Raw genomic sequence first — 16,782 nt, 5'->3', positions numbered from 1 at the left:
CGCCGCCACCGTGATCGCCACCGTCACCGCATCAGGCGGCTAGGCGCTCAGAAGCGGTAGCGGCCCTGCACGTAGAACGTACGCGGCGCGGCCACCATGCGGCCGGCATTGCCGTCCACGTTGCGGGTGTACCAGCGCTTGTCGGCCAGGTTGTTCACGCCCAGCGCAATCTCGCTGTCGCCCAGCCCCGGCACCTGCCAGGCCACCTGCGCGTTCCACAGGCGCACGCCGGGCACGCGGCCCACGCGCGCATCAGCGCTCTCGGCCCAGGTGTTGGCGGCGTCGGAGAACTGGCCGCTCTGGTGGGTGCTGGACAGGTTGAAGGTCCAGCCCGACAGGGCATAGCGGGCGCCCACGCTGTCGGTGTCGCGCGAATAGAACGGCACATCCAGGCCGCGGTTGTCACCGGACTGCTGGATCGCCTTGGTCCAGGTGTAGTTCGCGTACAGCTCCAGCCCGGCCAGCGCGCTGTCTTCGGCGAACTGGTAGGCCACGGCGCTTTCCAAGCCCTTGTGGTCGGTGGCGCCGATGTTCTGGAAGGTGGCCGGGGTGATGCCCGGCACCTGCAGGATCTGGTTGTCAAAGCGCATCTTGAACACGGTCACTTCCGCGCGCAGCGCACCGTCCTGCCAGCGCGCACCCAGTTCGGTGGTCTTGGCCACTTCCGGATTCAGCGGGTTGCTGGCGGTCTGCGAATTCAACTGGATGTTCTGCACCGGCCCGAACGAGGTGGTGTAGTTGCCGAACACGGTCAACTGCGGGGTCAGCAGGTAGGCGATGTTCAGCGACGGCAGCGCCTTGTCGTTGCGGCTGCTGAAGGTGGCCGCGCCACCGGCCTGGCGGCGGTCCATGTCGATCCACTCCATGCGCACGCCCGGGGTGATGCGCCACTGGCCCACGGCAATGCGGTCGTCGATGTAGAACGAATGCGCGTCGGTGGCGTTGTTGAAGCGGGTGGTGGCACTTTCCGCTCCGGTGCGGCGGGTGGTGGTGTAGCTGCGGTCGTTGCCACGCTCGCGCAGGAAGCGGTAGCCGGCGGTCAGGTCATGCACGGTGCTGCCCCACTGCAGGCGCTGGGTGTAGCGCGGCTCGATGCCCAGCACGCGGTAGTCGCGCGGCTGCACGGTGATCTGCGTGTTGGCGGCGTTGATGAGCGCGCTGGCGCGGTTGCTTTCGTTGTAATACGCCAGTACTTCGAATTCGCGGGTATCGGACAGGGTGTTGGTGTAGCCCAGGTCGATGCCAGCGCGGTGGCCCTTCCAGAAATCGGTCGGGCGGGTGTTCTGGAACGGGTCCGCTTCGTACTGGGCGCGGGTCAGGCCGCCGGGTGTGAGCGAACGCACGTTGTAATAGGACAGCTTGGCGCGCAGCTGCTGGCGCTCGTCCAGCGCATAGGCGAACTTCAGCGCCAGATCGTCGAAGCGGTCGTCGCTGCCCTCGCGCCAGCCGCGGCCGTCCTGGCCGGAATACAGCAGGGCCATGCCCAGCCCGTTGTCCGCGGTGCCGCCCAGGAAGGCGTTGTACTGGGTGCTGTCACCGCCGCCGTGGTCATTGGCGCTGTAGCGCACCCCGGCCTCGCCGTGCAGGCCGGCTTCGGTGGGAATGGCGCGGGTGCTGAAGTTGATGATGCCGCCCACGTTCTGCGGCCCGTAGCGCACCGCGCCGCCGCCACGCACCACGTCGATCGATTCGATGTTGGACAGGCTGGTGGGCGCGAAGGAGAGCTGCGGCTGGCCGTACGGCGCCACCGCCAGCGGCACGCCGTCCAGCAGCACGGTGGAGCGCGGCGAGTAACGGCCGGTCAGGCCGCGCACGCCGATGTTCAGCGAGATCGAACTGCCGGCGGTGCCGGAATTGTCGGTCACCTGCACACCAGGAATGCGGCGCATGGCATCGCCGATGCTGGCCGCGCCGCTGGCGTCGATGCTCTGCCGGTCGACCACGGTGCGGGCGCCCGCGAAGCGCTTCACGCTGTCATGCAGGCCGGTGCCCAGCCAGGTGCCCGAGACCTGGATGCTGTCCAGGGTGGTGGCGCTGTCCTGCGCCTGGGCGGTGGCAGTCAGGCACAGGGCAAGGGCGGCGGCCAGCGGCAGGCGCGCGCCGGGGCGCAGGGTTGGGGTAGGCATCGGGGCAGGTCGGGAAGGGTGGTAAATGAGAATTATTGCTGATTGGTTGCAGGAAGGGAATCGCCCGCCCGTTCAGTGCCGTGGCCCCGGTGCTAAAGTGCTGGGCTGCTTCCTGATACCGCGAGAATTGCATGTCCCACGCCGCCTTCTACCCCGTCGGAACCCCTGGCCAGCCGTGGGGCGCGGCCGAGCGTGCGCAGTGGCAGGCGCGCCAGCAGCGCCTGCGCCGCTACGACCAGGACGTGCTGCCGCGCATCCACGCGCTGGCCGAACGCTTCGACACGGTGGCCTATGGCCAGCTGGATTACGCCGGCGAGACCTACACGCTGTTCGCCCTGCGCAGCCGCGACTGGAACCCGGCGCTGCCGGCCGTGCTGGTCACCGGCGGCGTGCATGGCTACGAAACCAGCGGGGTGATGGGTGCGCTGCAGTTTCTGGAACAGCAGGCCGGCCGCTACGCCGGCCAGGCCAATGTGCTGGTGGCCCCGTGTGTGAACCCGTGGGGCTACGAGCGCATCAACCGCTGGAACCATGATGCGATCGACCCGAACCGCAACTTCCGCGCCGACGGCCCGGCGCGCGAATCGACTGCGCTGATCGAACTGATCGCCCCGTACAAGGGCCAGTTCGTGCTGCACATCGACCTGCACGAAACCACCGACAGCGACGAGAGCGAGTTCCGCCCGGCCCTGGCCGCACGCGACGGCAAGCCGTTCGAGCCGGGCCTGATTCCCGATGGCTTCTACCTGGTCGATGACAGCGAGAACCCGCAGCCGGCCTTCCAGCAGGCCGTGATCGCCGCGGTGGAGCAGGTGACCCATATCGCCCCGGCCGACGACAAGGGCGAGATCATCGGTTCGCCGGTGGTGGCGCACGGGGTGATCGAGTACCCGCTGGTGAAGCTGGGGCTGTGCGCAGGCATCACCGGCGCGAAGTACACCACCACCACCGAGGTCTACCCCGACAGCCCGCGCGCCACGCCGCAGCAGTGCAACGACGCGCAGGTGGCCGCGGTGTGTTCGGCGCTGGAGTACGCGCTGGCACACGGTTGATCGCGGAGCGGTCATCCACGCATGGCGTGGATCTACTGAAGCATGATCATCCACGCAGGGCGTGGATGTACCGGCGGATGGGTTGAAGCGCGCGGCTGCGCGCGCGATAGCACGCCCGGCCTGTCCCCCCGCTGTCATCGCGCGGGGGCACTTCATGCGGCGTCCACTGCGGTTCAGCCAGACTCGGTCGGTTCATTCTTTGATCGACCGGAGACCGCCGCCCCATGGAAGCACTGGAGCCGCAACCTTCCCCGGTGCGCACCCTACGGCCTGTGTTCGCCTTCGCGGCGATCGTTGTCGTGGCGTTCGCGCTGTTTGTCAGCCTGTTCCCGCTGGGTGCCGGCCGGCTGCTGGTGAAGGCCCAGGACTGGGCCGCGCTGAACGTAGGCTGGTACTACCTGCTCGCCATGACCCTGTATCTGGTGTTCGTGGTCGGGGTGGCACTGTCGCGGTACGGCGGCATCAAGCTGGGTGCCGACCATGACGAGCCTGAGTTCAGTTATCTGTCGTGGGCCGGCATGCTGTTCGCTGCCGGCATCAGCATCACCCTGTTCTTCTTCTGCGTTTCCGAACCGCTGACCCATTACATGCAGCCGCCGCAGGGCGACGCCGCCGCCGGCGAGGCCGGTGCGCGCCAGGCCATGCAGCTGCTGTTCCTGCACTGGGGCCTGCATGGCTGGGGCGTGTTCGCCCTGGCGGCGATGGCGATGGCCTATTTCGCCTATCGCCACAACCTGCCGCTGGCGCTGCGCTCGGCGCTGTACCCGCTCATCGGCAAGCGCATCAACGGCCCCATCGGCTACACCGTGGACGCGCTGGGTATCGTCGCCACCGTGTTCGGCATCGGTGCCGACATGGGCTTTGGCGTGCTGCACCTCAACGCTGGCCTGACCCACCTGTTCAACGTGCCGCATTCCAACCTCGTGCAGATCCTGCTGGTGGTGGCGATGATGGGCGCGGCGGTGGTGGTGGCCGTGTCCGGCGTGGAAAAAGGCGTGCGCTGGATGGCCAACATCAACATGCTGCTGGCCATCGCGCTGGTGCTGTTCATGCTGTGCGCCGGCCCCACGCAGTACCTGCTGAGCACGCTGATGCAGAACCTGGGCGACTATCTGGGCAGCGTGGTCGGCAAGAGTTTCGATGTCTACGCTTACGGCGGGCGGCCGGAATGGCTGGGCGGCTGGACGGTGTTCTACTGGGCGTGGTGGATCGGCTGGGCGCCGTTCGTGGGCCTGTTCATCGCACGCATCTCGCGCGGGCGCACCATCCGCGAATTCGTGTTCGGCGTGCTGCTAATCCCGCTGGGGTTCACCCTGGCGTGGCTGTCGATCTTCGGCAACAGCGCGCTGGACCAGGTGCTGCACCATGGCCAGCAGCAGCTGGCGCAGCTGGCGGTGGATGACCCGCCTACGGTGCTGTACGCACTGCTGGACGGCTACCCGTGGAGCCGCGTGGTGATCGCAGTGACCGTGCTGGTCAGCTTCATCTTCTTCGTGACGTCGGCAGATTCCGGTGCGGTGGTGTTGTCCACGCTGTCTTCGCACGGTGGCGCGCCGGAAGACGACGGCCCGCGTTGGCTGCGCGTGTTCTGGGGCACGGTGATCGCGGTGCTGACCGCCGGCCTGCTGCTGGCCGGCAGCATCGACGCGTTGAAGTCTGCGGTGGTGCTGGCCTCGCTGCCATTCTCGGCGGTACTGCTGTTGATGATGTGGGGCCTGACCCGCGCCTTCAGTGACGAATCACACCGCGAGCGGGCGCAGCAGTTCCGGCCGTCGCCGTTGATTGGCGATGACCGCCACCACCAGGGCTGGCGCCAGCGCCTGAGCCAGGCCATGCACTTCCCGGTGCGTGACCAGGTGTACCGCTTCATGGATGACACGGTGAAGCCGGCAATGGAAGCGGTGGCCGAGCAGCTGAGCGGGCAGGGCTGGGAGGTGAGTACGCGCTTCGAGGCCGGCGACATGGAATTGTCGGTGAACCATGGCGAGCAGCAGGACTTCCTGTACCGGGTGATCCTGAGCGGCTACCTGACGCCGTCGTTCGCCGCACAGCAGCTGCGCAACCAGCGTTATTACCGCGCCGAAGTGCATCTGTTCGAAGGCAGCCAGGATTACGATCTGGTGGGGTACAGCCGCAAGCAGATCATCAACGACATCATCAGCCAGTACGAACGGCACCTGCAGTTCCTGCATCTGAGCCGGTGATGGTGGCCGGGCCGCCGGGCATGATGCTTGGTAGAGTCGAGCTTGCTCGACTGCTTCTGGCAACGGCAGTCGAGCAAGCTCGACTCTACGGGCAAGCGGGTGGGCCGGCGTTATCGGTCATGCACGAACGCCGGGCATGGCCTGCCGCTACCAAGGGTCAGGGGCGCAGCAGCACTTTGCCGCCGCGGCCGGGCTTGCCGCTGGCGGTCACGGCGGCGGCGACATCGTCCAGTGCGAAGACACCTTCCACCGGCAGCCTCAGTTCGCCGCTGGCCGCGCGCTGCAGCAGCTCGCCCACCAGCCGGCGCTTGTCTTCCACCGCCATCGCCTGGCTGACCTTGCTGCCCCAGAAGCCCTTCACCGTGGCCTGCTTGAAGATCACATCGCCCGATGGAATCTGCATCGGCTCGCCGGTCATCGAACCGAACGACACCAGGGTGCCGCCGTCACCGAGCAGGCCCACCAGATCGCCGGCGGCCGTGCCACCCACCGAATCGACCGCAGCGGTCGCGCCGGCATCGCCCAGCACCGCGCGTACGGCATCCTTCCAGCCATCGCTGGCGGTGGAGAACACATGGGCGATGCCCAGTGCGGCCATCTCCTGCACGCCGGCATCGCGCCGCACCAGGTTCACCACCGGAATGCCGCGCGCAGCGGCCAGCATTGCCAGGGTCTTGCCCACCGCGCCATTGGCGGTGTTCTGCACGATCCACTGGCCCGGTTCCACCTGCAGGTATTCCAGCAGCATCAGCGCACTCAACGGCATGGCGATCAACTGCGCGGCGGTTTCATCGGCAATCGCCTCGGGCATCGGAATGACCATGCGCGCCGGGGCGATGAACGCTTCGGCCCAGGTGCCGTGCACCGACGCGGCAGCCACGCGCTGGCCGATCTGCAGGCCCTGTACGCCGTCGCCCAGCGCGTCGACGGTGCCCAGGCCTTCGCTGCCACCGATGGCCGGCAGCGTCGGCTTGTAGCCGTACTGGCCGCGCACAGTCCACAGATCGTGGTTGTGGATCGGCGCCAGTACGGTGCGGATGCGCACCTCGCCGGGGCCGGGAACCGGCAGGTCGGCGTCACCGGCGGCCAATACGGTGGCCGGATCGCCGAAGGAAGCATGCAGGGCTGCGCGCATGGGGAAGGTCCTGTGGAAAGAGAGATGTGATGTGGGGCCAGCGCCGGTGGCGACAAGCGTTGGTGTGTGCAACACCGTATCCTGCGACCATTCGTCGCGACGCGGTGTGATTACCGCATCTTGTGTTGACGATCTGCCACATCCCCACTATGTTGTGGCCGTCACTCCCGGTCAGCCGCCGCCGCCGGACGATGCAACAGACGTCCCGCGGCCCGCCCCTGATGGCTTGCCGTGTCGACGCGGCCGCCTTCGTGCGGACCCAGGTCGCCCCCACGGTCCGGATACCGGCCGCAGGCGCAGGCACATGCCGACGATCTGGTGTTCCCGCGCATGGGCATCCCCAACCGACAGCCCCGTGCGCCGGTATCGCGCTCTGGGCCGCCACGGCGCTGCGCGCTCTCTGCGTGCAGGCCTGGAGACGCACCACCATGAACGACACCCCCTATCGCACGGCCGATCTGGCCGGCGCCGGCGAAGCCTTGTCTGCCGGCGGCGAACAGGTACCGACCTGGATCAGCAAGGAAGCCGGTAACCGCCGCCTGCCGTTCGACGCCGAGCGGCTGCAGCGCAGCATCGACAGCATCCATGCCGAGTTTCCGCAGTTGGATGTGGCCGATTACCGGCGCGTGGTCCAGGCCATGGTCGAGCGCAAGCCCAGCATCAGCGCAGACGACCTGGTCGATCTGCTGATCCGCGAAGCCGAATCGCGCGTGGACCTGACTGCACCGGAATGGGAGCAGTTCGCTGCCCGCCTGTACCTGCGCCGCCTGTACAAGCGCGCCAGCCGCAACCGCTTCTACGATGTAGCGCTGAAGTACGGGTCCTTCGTCGGCCTGCAGGAGAGCCTGGCCGACCGCGGCGTGTACAGCAACGATGTGCTGCGCTGCTATTCGAAGGAAGAACTGCAGCAGGCCGGGCAGATGATCGATCCCGATCGCGACCGCCTGTTCGCCTACAACGGCCTGTATCTGCTGGCCACGCGCTACCTGGCCACTGATCGCACGCGTGAGGTCTACGAGCTGCCGCAGGAGCGCTGGCTGACCATTGCGCTGTACCTGATGCAGGACGAGAAGCCCCGCGAACGGCGCATGCAGTTGGTGGGCGAGGCCTACTGGGCACTGTCGAACCTGTACATGACCGTGGCCACGCCCACCCTGGCCAACGCCGGCAAGGTGGGCGGGCAGCTCTCCAGCTGCTTCATCGACACGGTGGATGACAGCCTGCAGGGCATCTATGACTCCAACACCGATATCGCCCGTGTTTCCAAGCATGGGGGCGGTGTGGGTGCGTACCTGGGCTACGTGCGCAGCAGCGGCGCGCCGATCCGTGGCGTGCCCAATTCGTCGGGTGGCGTGGTGCCGTGGATCAAGCAGCTCAATAATACGGCCGTGTCGGTGGACCAGCTTGGCCAGCGCAAGGGCGCGGTGGCGGTCTACCTGGATATCTGGCATCGCGATATTGAAGCGTTCCTCGACCTGCGCCTGAACAATGGCGACCAGCGCCTGCGCGCGCACGACGTGTTCACCGCCGTGTGCGTGCCGGATCTGTTCATGGAAGCGGTGGAGCGCCGCGCCGACTGGTACCTGTTCGACCCGCACGAAGTGAAGCAGGCCAAGGGCTGGTACCTGCAGGACTTCTACGACGAGCAGCGCGGGCAGGGCAGTTTCCGTGACCGCTATGCCGAACTGGTGGCCGACGAACGCATCAGCCGGCGCACGGTGAAGGCCATCGATCTGTTCAAGCGCATCATGCTCAGCCAGTTGGAGACCGGCAACCCGTTCCTGTTCTACCGCGATGAAGTGAACCGAAAGAACCCGAACAAACATGCGGGCATGGTCTATTCCAGCAACCTGTGCACCGAGATCCTGCAGAACATGAGCCCCACCCGGATGATCCAGGAGATCGTCAGCGGTGACCAGATCGTGACCACGCGCAGGGCAGGGGACTTCGTGGTCTGCAACCTGTCATCGATCAATCTGGGCCGGGCGATCACCGCAGCGGATGATCTGCTGACCAGCGATGTGCTGGAACGGTTGATTCCCATCCAGGTGCGCATGCTGGACAACGTGATCGACCTGAACGCACTGCCGGTGCCGCAGGCCACCATCACCAACCGCAAGTACCGCGCCATCGGCCTGGGCACCTTCGGCTGGCACCACCTGCTGGCGCAGCAGGGCGTGCACTGGGAATCGCCGCAGGCCGAAGCGCTGTCGGACAGCCTGTTCGAGCGCATCAACTTCCTCACCATCCAGGCCAGCGCCGCGCTGGCCCAGGAAAAGGGCAGCTATCCGATGTTCGCCGGCAGCGACTGGCAGACCGGGCGCTACTTCCGTGACCGCCAGTACGCCGGTGAAGGCTGGGACGCGCTGGCGCAGGCCGTGGCCGCGCAGGGTCTGCGCAATGGCTGGCTGCTGGCGGTGGCGCCCAACATGAGCACCGCGCAGATTGCCGGTTCCACCGCCTCGATCGACCCGATCTACAGCGCGTTCTACTACGAGGAAAAGAAGGACTTCCGCCGTCCGGTCGCCGCCCCGGGGCTGTCGCTGGACACCTGGCCGTACTACGAAAAGGGCGCCTACAAGGTCGACCAGTTCGCCAGCGTGCGGCAGAACGCGCGCCGCCAGCGCCATGTGGACCAGGCCATCAGCTTCAACCTGTACGTGCCCAGCAGCATCCGCGCCAGCACCCTGCTGGAACTGCACCTGAGCGCGTGGCGCCTGGGCCTGAAGACCACCTACTACGTGCGCTCCAACGACATCGACGTGAGCGAATGCGAGTGGTGCTCCAGCTGATCGGCGAGCGCCTCGCGCGGCCACCGCACATTCCGCCGGGCGCGGCCCGGCGCTACCTTTGCAGGAACGACCATGGCAACTCCGCTCGACCGCATCAAGATCCTGGAACCCCGCCACCCCAACCGCAGCACCGGCATCATCAACGGGCGCACCAGCGGCATCCTGAACTGGAACGACATTCCGTACCCCTCGTTCTATCGCGCTTACAAGGAGCTTTCCACCAACTTCTGGATTCCCGACGAGGTGGACATGAAGCTGGACGCGCGCCAGTACGGCGAACTGTCCGGCCGCGAAAAGAACGCCTACGACTCGATCATCGGCCTGCTGGCCACGCTGGATTCACCGCAGACGCGCTTCATCTACAACGTGGCCGAATACATCACCGACCCGGCCGCGCATGCCAATGCAGCCATCATCGGCCAGCAGGAGGTGATCCACAACGAGAGCTACAGCTACGTGCTGGCCTCGATCACCGACCTGCCCAACCAGAACCGCATCTTCGAAATCGCCCGTACCCACCCGACCATCATCAAGCGCAACGCGCCGATCATGGACGCGTATGACGATTTCATGCGCGAGAGAACCGCCGAGACCCTGCTCAAATCGCTCATCCAGTCATCCATCCTGGAAGGCATCAACTTCTATTCCGGCTTCGCGTACTTCTACAACATGGTGCGGCAGAACCGGATGACCGGCACCGGCAAGATCATCAGCTTCATCAACCGCGACGAACTGGCCCATACCAAGTTCATCAGCGAACTGATCCGCGCCATCATCGGTGAAAACCCGGAACTGCAGACCCAGCAGCTGAGCGACTACGTGCATGGGGCGTTCCAGCACGCCATCGAGCTGGAAACCCAGTGGTCCAGTGAAGTGCTCGACGGCATTGATGGCATCGACGTTGACGAGATGGTGCGCTACGTGAAGTACCGGGCCAACAAGATGGCCGGCATGCTGGGCATCGAGCGCCTGTACAGCGATACCACCGACAACGTGATGCCCTGGATCAAGGCCTACGCCGACAACTTCACCGAAACCAAGACCGACTTCTTCGAGATGCGCAATGCAAGCTACAAGAAGACCAATGTCGACAACGGCTTCGACGATCTTTGAGCCGCGTGGCGCGCTGCGCATCCTGATCGTGGTGGCCTCGCTCAGTGGCAACACGCGCGAACTGGGGCGGGTGATCGCCGGCCACTGCCGCGCGGCGGGGCACGCCGTGTACTGGCAGGAGGCCGATGCAGCAGATCCGTCGCAAGCACTGGCCGCAGACCAGGCCGATCTGGTGCTGCTGGGCAGCTGGACTGACAACGCTGGGCGCACGCCGTCGGAAATGAAAGCCTGGATTGCCGCCACCGCCGAGCGCGGGCCGCGGCCAGCGCAGGTGGCGGTATTCGGCACCGGTGAAACGCAGTGGGGGCAGGAGTACTACTGCGGCGCCGTGCTGCGCTTGATCCGCTATTTCAACAGCACCTATCCGCCGCTGCGGATTGAACAGATGCCGCATGGTGAACGCCACGCCGCTGCCATCGCCGAATGGACCGCCGAGGTCCTGGCGCATTATTGGAGTACCGCCGATGCAGATCATCAACGCCACCACGCCTGAACAGTTCCAGCAGTTGCTGGCCGAGCACCCACGGGTGCTGGTGGATTTCCACAAGGACGACTGCCCGGGGTGCCGCATGCTGGACATGTCGCTGCATCGGGTGGCCACCAGCGCGGCCGGGCAGGGCACCACCCTGTTGCGGGTACAGCTGGAGGCGGTGGGGGAAGCGTTCTTCCGCCAGTTGGGTCTGCGGCAGACGCCCACGTTGTCGCTGTTCCGTGATGGCGACGAGCAGGCACGGCTGCCCGGTTTCCAGTCACCCCAGCAGATTGAAGCCGCGATCGCACAGCATCTGTAACCCCAATCGGCCGGAGTCGCTTTTGTAGAGTCGAGCCGTGCTCGACTGCTCCGCGCGCGATGCACGATGCACGATGAGTCGAGCATGGCTCGACTCTACAGGGGCATCCACGCATGGCGTGGATCTACCGGGCTCAGCCGCCGGCGAAGGTGTCCAGCAGCAACTTCACGTTCAGGCCCACGATCAGCAGTGCGATCACCCACGCGGTGCCGCCCAGCCAGCGCGGCGCCACCAGGGCGCCCATCGTGGCCTTGTCGGTCACCAGCCGCACCAGCGGGATGATCGCGAACGGCAGCTGCATCGACAGCACCACTTGGCTCAGCACCAGCAGCTTCACCGCGCCCTGGTCGCCGAACAGCACGATCACCACCACCACCGGAATGATCGCCAGCAGGCGGGTGATCAGCCGCCGCAGCCAGGGCGGCAGGCGCAGGCGCAGGAAGCCTTCCATCACGATCTGCCCGGCCAGGGTGGCGGTCACTGTGGAATTCAGGCCCGAGGCGAGCAGGGCCACGGCAAACAGGGTCGATGCCAGGCCCACGCCCAGCATGGGTGCCAGCAACTGATGTGCCTGCTCGATGTCTTCCACATCCAGGCGGCCGTTGGCATGGAACACCGCCGCGGCCAGGATCAGGATGCTGGCGTTGATGAACAGCGCCAGGGTCAGCGCGATAGTGCTGTCGGTCACCGCCCAGCGCAGTGCACTGCTGCGTCCTTCATCGGTGCGCGGGTACGCACGGGTCTGCACGATGGACGAATGCAGGTACAGGTTATGCGGCATCACGGTGGCGCCGATGATGCCGATTGCGATGTACAGCGCGTGCGGATCGGTCACCACCTGCGCGCGCGGAATGAAGCCGCCCAGCACTTCCATCACCGGTGGCGCGGCCAGCGCGATCTGCACCAGGAAGCAGCCGAAGATGATCATCAGCAGGGCGATCACGAACGCTTCCAGCGCGCGGAAGCCACGATTCATCAACAGCAGCACCAGCAGCGTGTCCAGCGCGGTGATCACCGCACCCCACAGCAGCGGCAGATCGAACAGCAGCTTCAGGGCGATGGCCGTACCGATCACCTCGGCCAGGTCGCAGGCGATGATCGCCGCTTCGCACAGCGCCCACAGCGCCAGGTTCGCCGGCTTGGGGTAGCGCGCACGGCAGGCCTGGGCCAGGTCCATGCCGGTGGCAATGCCCAGCCGCGCCGACAGCGCCTGCAGGATCACCGCCATCAGGTTCGAAATCAGGATGACCGACAGCAGCAGATAGCCGAAGCGCGAGCCGCCGGCCAGGTCGGTGGCCCAGTTGCCCGGGTCCATGTAACCGACCGACACCATGTAGCCCGGGCCGATGAAGGCCAGCAGGCGGAACCACCAATGGCCCTTGTCGGGTACGGCCACCGACGCGTTGAGCGCGCCCAGACTGGCCGCAGGGGCGGCCGGGGAGTCGGTTTGCGCGACAGTGCTCATGGGTGCAATATAGCCACTGCTATACCGATTAGCAACGTGAAACAATCGTCTTTACCGTGTCACTGGTCCAGAATTCAGCTTTGAATACAGGCATGACTGGAAGGGCGGGCAGACGCGTGCGCAGGAAGGACGATCCGACAACGGCAAAAGCCACCCCCTTGATCGAGGCCGAGCGCCAGGTCGAGAGCTTCCGCCAGGTGCGCGAGGCACACCGTATGGAGCTGGTGGAAGACTATGTCGAATTGATTTCCGACCTGTTGGCCGATGGCGGTGAAGCCCGCCAGGTCGATATCGCCACCCGCCTGGGCGTGGCCCAGCCCACCGTGGCCAAGATGCTGCGCCGGTTGGCGCGCGATGGCTGGGTGGTACAGCGGCCGTACCGTGGTGTGTTCCTGACCCCGGAAGGCGAGGCGCTGGCCCATGCCAGTCGCGAGCGCCACCAGACCGTGGAGCGCTTCCTGCTGGCGCTGGGTGTAGACCCGGATACCGCCCGCCGCGATGCCGAGGGCATCGAACACCATGTGAGCGAACAGACCCTGGCGCTGTTCGAAGCGTTCGTGCGCAAGGCCGAAGGCTGAGGTTTGTGCGCAGGGCTTGCAGCCCTGCACCCGCTGCAGATCAACGGCAACGGCAAGAGCCGGCTATCCGTTGGATGGCGGGGTGGGTCCGGTTGAGGGGGGCGGCGTAAATACGTCCATCTAGCCTCGGTCGCGCCATCCATGGGGCTCACGCCCCCTCAACCGGACCCACCCCGCCTTCGACAGTTTCCCGCGAACTGTTGGAAGGGTGTTCTGCTTTGGTGGGTGTCGACCTTGGTCGACACAGTAGATCCACGCCATGCGTGGATGAATTCGTTCGATATCTGACAGATTTCATCCACGCATGGCGTGGACCTACTGGCCGCCGGCCGACCCCGGTACTTACCGGCTGCGGCGGAATGCGGCCGGGCTGCGGGCGCCGACGATGATCATGCGGATCATCGTGGAAATCTGTTCGATCAGTTCCGGGTCTTTTTCCGGCGGCAGGTCCATGGCGGTGGCGCCCATGGCGAACACCAGCCGGGTGATGGCGGTGGCCACCAGCTCCGGCTTGTACAGCTTGGCACCGTCCAGCGCGGCCAGGCGCACCAGGTCGTGCTGCAGCTCTTCTTCGAAGTAGTGCAGTTCGCGTTCCACCGCGTGCTTGAAGTCGTCCGACCCCACCGCGCCCTCGCGCAGCAGCACGTGCAGCAGCTTGTCGTCGGCGCGCAGCTGTTCCATGAAGGTTTCCACCGACACCCGTACCACGCTAGTCGCGCTGGAGGTGGCGCGCTGGCGGGCCTCACCAATGATGGTGCGCAACGAGCGCCCGGCCACATCGATCAGCGCCACGGCCAGTTCGTCCATGTCGCGGAACTGGCGGTAGAAGCTGTTGGGCGCAATGCCGGCTTCGCGCGCCACTTCGCGCAGGCTGAGCGTGGACAGGCTGCGGTGCGGGCCGATCAGTTTCAGCGCGGCGGCCAACAGGTCCTCGCGGCTCACCGTACGGCGGGCCGGGCTGTTGGCATCTTCGGGCGGCGTCAGGGCGGTGGCAGCGGCCATGGGACTTCCGAGGGACAAGGCTGAATCATACCCAATCCGGTTCAATATACACATGTATACACAGGTGTATGTGCGCCCGTATAGTGGCCCCATGAGCGCTGTCATCCGTCCGTCCCTGTTCTCTCCGTACCGCTGGCTGTCGCCGTCGCTGTTCGATTTCTGGGCGGGCCAGCTCAATCCGCTGTGGACCCTGCGCGAGCCCTTGGCCCGCCTGGTGCGGCGTGAGCCGGCCGGGGAGGGCGCCACAACCCTGGTCCTGCGCTGCAACCGGCACTGGAAGGGCATGCGTGCCGGCCAGCACATCACCCTGGGCGTGGAGCTGGGTGGGCGCATCCTGCGCCGCAGCTACAGCCCGACGATGATCGGGCGCCGCGAACTGGCCATTACCGTCAAGGGCGTGGAAGGCGGGCAGGTCAGCCAGCACCTGCTGCACCACGCGCGCCCGGGCGATCTGTTCCGGCTGGAAGCCGCCTTTGGCGATTTCCACATGCCTGCCGCGGCGCCGGTGCTGTTGCTGGCCGCCGGCAGCGGCATCACCCCCATGCGCAGCCTGTTGCGCGAGGCCTGCCAGCGCCCGTTGGCGGCGCCGGTGGATCTGTTCTATTGGGAACGCACGGCGGCAAGCCAGCAGTTCCGTGACGAACTGCAGGCGCTGGCTGCGGCCACCCCGAACCTGCGCGTGCACCTGCTGACCACCCGCGAGGGCGATGCCCCGGCTGCGCGCATCGATCGCCACACCCTGATGGTGCCCGGCGATGACACCCCGCTGGCCCAGCGCCATGTGCTGGCCTGCGGCCCGGACGGTTTCGTCGCCGCCGCGCGTGCGCGTCTGGCCCACCAGGTGGCTGGCTTCCAGGCCGAGGCTTTCACCCCGCCGGCGCCGATCACCGGCGCCGACAGCGAGGGCGAAGTGGCCCTGACCCTGGCCCGCAGCGGCCGCCAGCTGAAAGTACCGCGCAACCGCTCGCTGCTGGAAAGCCTGGAAGCGCAGGGCATCAAGCCCAAGCACGGCTGCCGTATGGGCATCTGCAATACCTGCACCTGCGAAGGCGTCAGTGGCGGCACCCGCCACCTGCGCACCGGCGAAACCCAGTCTGGCCCGGCCGCACCGGTACGGATCTGCGTGAGTGCGCCGACCACCGACCTGACTTTGGATCTCTGAGGAACCGTTGCCATGACCCGCGCTACTGACCGTGCCCTGAGCCCCGTGGAGATGGATGCCTTCGGCAGGGAACTCGACGCGATCCGCGACCGTGTGATCGGCAGCCTGGGCGCGTCCGACACCCGCTACATCCGCCGCGTGGCCGCTGCCGTGCGCTGGTCCGGCGTGCTCGGTCGTGGCTTGCTGTTCCTGGGCGCGTTCTCGCCGCTGTTCTGGGCGCCGCTGCTGTGGCCGGCCTGCATCGCCGGCACGCTGCTGCTGGCGCTGGCCAAGATCCTGGAAAACATGGAGCTGGGCCACAACGTGATGCACGGCCAGTACGACTGGACCGGCGACCCCAAGCTCAACGGCAACACCTACGAATGGGACATCGTCGCCACCGGTGACAACTGGCGCAAGACCCACAATTTCCGCCACCACACCTATACCAACGTGCGTGGCATGGACCATGACATCGGCTATGGACTGCTGCGCATCTTCCCCGAACAGCGCTGGAAGCCGTTCTACCTGCTGCAGCCGATCATCGCGCCGATCTTCGCGCTGCTGTTCCAGTGGGGCGTGGCTGCGCAGGATCTGCGCCTGGGCCGTTGGTTCAAGGGCCGCATCAGCAGCCGCGCCATGTGGCTGCAGACCCGCCCGGTGGCGCGCAAGATGCTGCGCCAGGTGCTGAAGGACTACGTGTTCTTCCCGCTGCTGGCCGGCCCGTTCTTCCTGCCGGTGATGCTGGGCAACCTGGTGGCCAACGGCCTGCGCAACATCTGGACCTACGTCATCATCTTCTGCGGCCATTTCACCGCCGAATCGGAAACCTTCCCCAAGGAATGCCTGCGCAATGAATCGCGCGGCCACTGGTACCTGCGCCAGCTGCGCGGCTCGTCCAACATCAGCGGTGGTTTCATCATCAACGTGCTGTCGGGCAACCTGAGCCACCAGATCGAGCACCACTTCTATCCCGATCTGCCGGCCAACCGCTACGCGACCATTGCCAAGGAAGTGAAGGACATCTGCCGCCGCTACGGCCAGCACTACAACAACGGCTCGCTGCCGCGCCAGTTTGGCCAGGTGGTCTGGCGCATCCTGCGCCATGCCTTCCCCAGCAAGCCGCGTCGACTGCCGTTGGCCGACATCCTGTCGCCGCCCAGCCCGGCGCCGGCCAACGCGGGCTGATCGCTCAGCCCGCCTGCACCTGGGCGGCGCCGTCGGCGCGGTCCAGGCGGCGCAGGAACACCTGCATTTCCCGCTGTGCCTGCTGGTCGCCCTTGCTGCCGGCCACGCACAGCCCACGTTCCCAGGCGGCGCGCGCAGCGCCCGGGGGGGCGCCCGGCCCCCCCCCCGGGGCCCGCCGCGGGCCCCCCGCCGGAG

13 protein-coding genes and 1 pseudogene are annotated in these 16,782 nt (G+C 66.5%); 9 read left to right on the top strand and 5 right to left on the bottom strand.

Annotation, left to right across the window (positions count from 1 at the left end; translation table 11 throughout):
• Positions 1 to 47: 47 nt before the first annotated feature.
• Positions 48 to 2,126 carry a TonB-dependent siderophore receptor gene (locus IAE58_RS09390; protein WP_199933505.1) on the bottom strand — a complete coding sequence of 693 codons (2,079 nt, stop codon included), beginning with the start codon at positions 2,124 to 2,126 and terminating at the stop codon, positions 48 to 50.
• A 131-nt stretch (positions 2,127 to 2,257) separates the two neighbouring features.
• Between IAE58_RS09390 and IAE58_RS09385 the strand changes: the two genes are divergently transcribed.
• Complete coding sequence (locus tag IAE58_RS09385) at positions 2,258 to 3,178, top strand: M14 family metallocarboxypeptidase (protein ID WP_199933504.1); 921 nt, start codon at positions 2,258 to 2,260, stop codon at positions 3,176 to 3,178.
• Between the two features lie 224 nt (positions 3,179 to 3,402).
• Positions 3,403 to 5,382 (top strand): choline BCCT transporter BetT, encoded by a 1,980-nt coding sequence (gene betT, locus IAE58_RS09380; RefSeq protein WP_199933503.1) that lies wholly within the window; start codon positions 3,403 to 3,405, stop codon positions 5,380 to 5,382.
• A 157-nt stretch (positions 5,383 to 5,539) separates the two neighbouring features.
• Here betT and IAE58_RS09375 read toward each other — a convergent pair whose 3' ends face one another.
• Complete coding sequence (locus IAE58_RS09375; RefSeq protein WP_199933502.1) at positions 5,540 to 6,517, bottom strand: zinc-binding dehydrogenase; 978 nt, start codon at positions 6,515 to 6,517, stop codon at positions 5,540 to 5,542.
• A gap of 428 nt (positions 6,518 to 6,945) precedes the next feature.
• Here IAE58_RS09375 and IAE58_RS09370 point away from each other — a divergent pair, with 428 nt between their 5' ends.
• From IAE58_RS09370 to IAE58_RS09355, 4 genes are all read left to right on the top strand, one after another.
• Positions 6,946 to 9,309, top strand: coding sequence for a ribonucleoside-diphosphate reductase subunit alpha (locus IAE58_RS09370; RefSeq protein ID WP_199933501.1), 2,364 nt, complete (start codon positions 6,946 to 6,948; stop codon positions 9,307 to 9,309).
• A gap of 72 nt (positions 9,310 to 9,381) precedes the next feature.
• The gene (locus tag IAE58_RS09365; protein ID WP_199933500.1) at positions 9,382 to 10,422 is read left to right on the top strand and encodes a ribonucleotide-diphosphate reductase subunit beta; all 1,041 of its coding nucleotides are present in this window, start codon (positions 9,382 to 9,384) and stop codon (positions 10,420 to 10,422) included.
• The gene (locus IAE58_RS09360; RefSeq protein WP_233614873.1) at positions 10,394 to 10,915 is read left to right on the top strand and encodes a flavodoxin; all 522 of its coding nucleotides are present in this window, start codon (positions 10,394 to 10,396) and stop codon (positions 10,913 to 10,915) included. The genes IAE58_RS09365 and IAE58_RS09360 overlap by 29 nt, the downstream gene beginning before the upstream one ends.
• Positions 10,887 to 11,213 (top strand): thioredoxin family protein, encoded by a 327-nt coding sequence (locus tag IAE58_RS09355; protein WP_108762178.1) that lies wholly within the window; start codon positions 10,887 to 10,889, stop codon positions 11,211 to 11,213. The genes IAE58_RS09360 and IAE58_RS09355 overlap by 29 nt, the downstream gene beginning before the upstream one ends.
• 133 nt (positions 11,214 to 11,346) lie before the next feature.
• On the opposite strand, the gene IAE58_RS09350 is transcribed toward IAE58_RS09355, so the two are convergent.
• Complete coding sequence (locus IAE58_RS09350; RefSeq protein WP_199933498.1) at positions 11,347 to 12,678, bottom strand: Nramp family divalent metal transporter; 1,332 nt, start codon at positions 12,676 to 12,678, stop codon at positions 11,347 to 11,349.
• Positions 12,679 to 12,794: 116 nt separating this feature from the next.
• Between IAE58_RS09350 and mntR the strand changes: the two genes are divergently transcribed.
• Positions 12,795 to 13,256 carry a manganese-binding transcriptional regulator MntR gene (gene mntR / locus IAE58_RS09345; RefSeq protein ID WP_199933497.1) on the top strand — a complete coding sequence of 154 codons (462 nt, stop codon included), beginning with the start codon at positions 12,795 to 12,797 and terminating at the stop codon, positions 13,254 to 13,256.
• A gap of 342 nt (positions 13,257 to 13,598) precedes the next feature.
• Here the strand turns inward: mntR and fabR are convergent, their stop codons facing one another.
• Complete coding sequence (gene fabR, locus IAE58_RS09340) at positions 13,599 to 14,258, bottom strand: HTH-type transcriptional repressor FabR (RefSeq protein WP_199933496.1); 660 nt, start codon at positions 14,256 to 14,258, stop codon at positions 13,599 to 13,601.
• A 91-nt stretch (positions 14,259 to 14,349) separates the two neighbouring features.
• Here fabR and IAE58_RS09335 point away from each other — a divergent pair, with 91 nt between their 5' ends.
• Together IAE58_RS09335 and IAE58_RS09330 are read left to right on the top strand one after the other, a co-directional pair.
• Positions 14,350 to 15,420, top strand: coding sequence for a ferredoxin reductase (locus IAE58_RS09335; protein WP_233614871.1), 1,071 nt, complete (start codon positions 14,350 to 14,352; stop codon positions 15,418 to 15,420).
• A 12-nt stretch (positions 15,421 to 15,432) separates the two neighbouring features.
• On the top strand, positions 15,433 to 16,587 hold the full coding sequence (locus IAE58_RS09330) for an acyl-CoA desaturase (protein ID WP_199933494.1): 1,155 nt from the start codon (positions 15,433 to 15,435) through the stop codon (positions 16,585 to 16,587).
• A 4-nt stretch (positions 16,588 to 16,591) separates the two neighbouring features.
• On the opposite strand, the pseudogene IAE58_RS09325 reads toward IAE58_RS09330, so the two are convergent.
• A pseudogene (locus IAE58_RS09325) lies at positions 16,592 to 16,782 on the bottom strand (hypothetical protein); the annotation flags it as partial.

It is taken from the genome of Stenotrophomonas sp. S49, assembly GCF_016624905.1.
Classification (GTDB): Bacteria; Pseudomonadota; Gammaproteobacteria; order Xanthomonadales; family Xanthomonadaceae; genus Stenotrophomonas.
This window is presented reverse-complemented; position numbering and strand designations above follow the sequence as displayed.

Excerpts from the sequence above, each read along its gene's own strand:
- fabR (WP_199933496.1), bottom strand. The coding sequence starts at position 14,258 with ATGGCCGCTGCCACCGCCCTGACGCCGCCCGAAGATGCCAACAGCCCG.
- IAE58_RS09355 (WP_108762178.1), top strand. The coding sequence starts at position 10,887 with ATGCAGATCATCAACGCCACCACGCCTGAACAGTTCCAGCAGTTGCTG.
- IAE58_RS09360 (WP_233614873.1), top strand. The coding sequence starts at position 10,394 with ATGTCGACAACGGCTTCGACGATCTTTGAGCCGCGTGGCGCGCTGCGC.
- IAE58_RS09370 (WP_199933501.1), top strand. The coding sequence starts at position 6,946 with ATGAACGACACCCCCTATCGCACGGCCGATCTGGCCGGCGCCGGCGAA.
- IAE58_RS09335 (WP_233614871.1), top strand. The coding sequence starts at position 14,350 with ATGAGCGCTGTCATCCGTCCGTCCCTGTTCTCTCCGTACCGCTGGCTG.
- IAE58_RS09330 (WP_199933494.1), top strand. The coding sequence starts at position 15,433 with ATGACCCGCGCTACTGACCGTGCCCTGAGCCCCGTGGAGATGGATGCC.
- betT (WP_199933503.1), top strand. The coding sequence starts at position 3,403 with ATGGAAGCACTGGAGCCGCAACCTTCCCCGGTGCGCACCCTACGGCCT.
- IAE58_RS09375 (WP_199933502.1), bottom strand. The coding sequence starts at position 6,517 with ATGCGCGCAGCCCTGCATGCTTCCTTCGGCGATCCGGCCACCGTATTG.
- IAE58_RS09365 (WP_199933500.1), top strand. The coding sequence starts at position 9,382 with ATGGCAACTCCGCTCGACCGCATCAAGATCCTGGAACCCCGCCACCCC.
- IAE58_RS09350 (WP_199933498.1), bottom strand. The coding sequence starts at position 12,678 with ATGAGCACTGTCGCGCAAACCGACTCCCCGGCCGCCCCTGCGGCCAGT.
- IAE58_RS09385 (WP_199933504.1), top strand. The coding sequence starts at position 2,258 with ATGTCCCACGCCGCCTTCTACCCCGTCGGAACCCCTGGCCAGCCGTGG.
- IAE58_RS09390 (WP_199933505.1), bottom strand. The coding sequence starts at position 2,126 with ATGCCTACCCCAACCCTGCGCCCCGGCGCGCGCCTGCCGCTGGCCGCC.